Source organism: Sphingobium sp. CECT 9361 (genome assembly GCF_918741285.1).
In the GTDB taxonomy this organism is placed as follows: Bacteria; Pseudomonadota; Alphaproteobacteria; order Sphingomonadales; family Sphingomonadaceae; genus Sphingobium.
In genome coordinates this window covers 1-2,060 of record NZ_CAKKNC010000064.1, presented here as the reverse complement: position 1 = coordinate 2,060, position 2,060 = coordinate 1, and the positions used below count along the sequence as shown (strand labels likewise).

At 58.9% G+C, this 2,060-nt stretch carries 1 protein-coding gene and 2 pseudogenes; 1 reads left to right on the top strand and 2 read right to left on the bottom strand.

Annotated features, from left to right (window positions below; genetic code table 11):
* Window positions 1-108, top strand: a pseudogene (locus tag LQ220_RS24730) (IS5/IS1182 family transposase); the annotation flags it as partial.
* A 430-nt stretch (window positions 109-538) separates the two neighbouring features.
* Here the strand turns inward: LQ220_RS24730 and LQ220_RS24725 are convergent.
* Both LQ220_RS24725 and LQ220_RS24720 read right to left on the bottom strand, forming a co-directional pair.
* Entirely contained in the window at window positions 539-1,843 is a 1,305-nt protein-coding gene (locus tag LQ220_RS24725) for a mechanosensitive ion channel domain-containing protein (protein ID WP_230190619.1), read from the bottom strand.
* Window positions 1,844-1,968: 125 nt separating this feature from the next.
* Window positions 1,969-2,060 (bottom strand): annotated as a pseudogene (locus tag LQ220_RS24720) (integrase catalytic subunit); the annotation flags it as partial.

The following is a 2,060-nucleotide window of genomic DNA, read 5'->3' as shown; positions in this document are numbered from 1 at the left end:
TTTGGACGCCTCAAGCATTTCCGCCGCTTTGCCACACGCTACGATCGGCGAACCATCCACTTCGCCGGCTTCGTTCATCTCGCCGCTGCCATGATCTGGTTACGCTGAATGTCGATCCGACCTAATATCCAGCGTGCCCACAGCGTCCAGATTGCGATGAGCGCCGGGTTCGACTCGCTCAACGTGGCAACCACGTCCGGTATTGTCCTCCATCATATCTCTGTCTTCGGCGCAAAGGGCAGCGAGGCGCCTGGAAAGCCAAGGGGATTCGCGGCAGTATGAAAGACAGCGCGAACAGAAATTGCGATGTTCGCCCCCTTGTCGTCCTTCCCGCTCACTTTTAACTTCCCGGAAGCGCACACAGGGCAACGTGCGATTGCCATCTTCTCAACGTCCGAAAAGTTGGACAGAAGCACGGGTCAGCAACGGCCCATGTCAACAGGAGGGTCACGGTGAATCGTAAATTGAATGGACGGCGGCTTTGAGCTCCACGGAGTGTGCCGCGCAGACGCTCAGCTTGCCATCAGATGTAGCACTATCACCGGCCATCGTCGGCAGGTGGCAAATTGGCGCCGCCCGGCTTATGCAACGGTTCACCATGCAAATGAACATCCCGCTGAGGGTAGGGCAAGCCTATGCCGTTAGCACGGAACAATTCCCACAGTCGGTTGAGAATGTCTGACTGGACATTGCCCACGCCCTGCTCCGGGTCGATGATCCAGACCATGATGTCGTGCTCCAGCCCCCGTTCCCCATAGGCCAGCAGCCAGACGCTTGGTTCCGGTTTGGGCAGTACCCGTCGGGACGCCTTTGCAGCCTGGATCATCAGCTCCTGTGCGCGTTTCAGATCGCTGTCATATGCAATGACTACGGGAATATGGATGCGTACGTCGCGACTGGAAAAGGACCAGTTTTCGACCGGCTGGGTCATGAGTTGTTCGTTCGGGATCAAATGCTCCTTGCCATCTCGCGTGATAACGGAAACGGCGCGGATGCCGATCTTGTTGATCGCACCGAATGTATCGCCAACCGCCACAACGTCACCCGGCTTCACCGACTTGTCCATTAGCAGGATAAGACCTGCGATGAGGTTGCCGAAAGTCTTTTGCAGGCCAAATCCCACAGCCAAGCCGAACGCACCGGAGAACACCGTGAGCGTTGTCAGGTCGATCCCAAGAATGTCGACGCCAAAAAGCAGAGCGACAAGAACCACAGCCAGGCTGCCCAGCTTCTGGATCAGCGCCCGTTGCGACAGGTCCAGCGCCGAAAGGCGTCCGACGGCGTGAGTCATAAGGTGATTGGCAACACGGGTCGCGGTGAAAAGCACCGCAGCGACAATCAGAAAATTGACCACGGTCAACAGGGATATACGCCGCATTCCGACATGGAGCGCGGTGGCGTCGAGGCTGGCGGTCAGGGGCCCCACTCCTCCGAGCGCGCCCGCCATGGTCAGGACGAGGATCGTAATCGCCAGGATGATACAGGTCCACAGCGGCATGCCACCGATCCGCAGCACGGTGCTGACGGTCATCGCCAATGCTGCGCTGAAACCGGTCGACAAGACCATCAATGCCGGACCGTCGAAGGGCAGTATTGTGAGCGGAAATGCAAGGATCACAGCGCCAGCGCCAAAACGAAGCAGTTCGGGCAGATGCTTGCTCGACAACGCACCACGCACGCCAAAACGGGACTGCACCCACGACATGCACGCCGGACCGCCCAACCGTGCCGCCAGTTCGCCTGCAAGGGCGGCAACCGCGAACAAGGCGGCGGCGACTGCCAATTGTTCCTTTTGTGCGCTCCAGCCCATCTGGGCGAGCCACTGATTAATCATGTGGGTCATTGGCACCTGGTTTCCTGGAGGCAATACGAACTTTCCCTGGCCATGATAGGCTGTTTGTCCGCCGGACGGCAGTTCGCCGTCAGCTATGACGTGATCTGCCCCCGCGGAGTGGGCCGGTTGGTTTGTTAGTGGATTATGCTCACCATCGCCATATCCGGGCGGAGGTGGAGCGAAGCGGAACCGGAGGCCGGATATGGCGGTGAAGCCGTTTCCGGTG

Excerpts from the sequence above, each read along its gene's own strand:
- LQ220_RS24725 (WP_230190619.1), bottom strand. The coding sequence starts at position 1,843 with ATGACCCACATGATTAATCAGTGGCTCGCCCAGATGGGCTGGAGCGCA.